The 344-nt window shown below is 68.6% G+C and carries 1 protein-coding gene; it reads right to left on the bottom strand.

From position 1 onward, the window contains the following. Nucleotides 1-129: 129 nt before the first annotated feature. Nucleotides 130-344, bottom strand: a 215-nt coding sequence (locus tag AN216_RS29525) for a hypothetical protein (RefSeq protein WP_212732655.1), incomplete at its 5' end; no start/stop codon positions are given.

Below are 344 nucleotides of genomic sequence, written 5' to 3'. Positions count from 1 at the left end.
GGAGCGGGTACGCACGGGCTGGTGTCTACGGGGCGACGCGGCTGTGAAGCGTGCGGCGGGGTGCCCTGACCGCGGTGCTCACACGTTCCGGAACGGAACCGTCAACTCCGCTGCGACCAGGGCTTTTTGTCAGTGCCGGGCGGTATTCTGGAAGCAGTTCTGGAGGAAGTTCCGGACGCAGTCACAAGGGTTCAGCACACCCTGGAGGTCGCTGATGACCGCTGTCCAACCGATGATCCCGTCCGTTTCCACGCCATCCCCAGCGCCAGTCCTTCCCGTTCCCGTGAGGTCCTCCGCCGCCGCTCCCCGGCCGGCTCGCGCGGGCGGTTCCGCGCCCGCGCGAC

It is taken from the genome of Streptomyces oceani (genome assembly GCF_001751245.1).
Classification (GTDB): domain Bacteria; phylum Actinomycetota; class Actinomycetes; order Streptomycetales; family Streptomycetaceae; genus Streptomyces; species Streptomyces oceani.
Note: the sequence above shows the minus strand (reverse complement) of the source record. Positions and strands in the feature narration are given on the sequence as shown.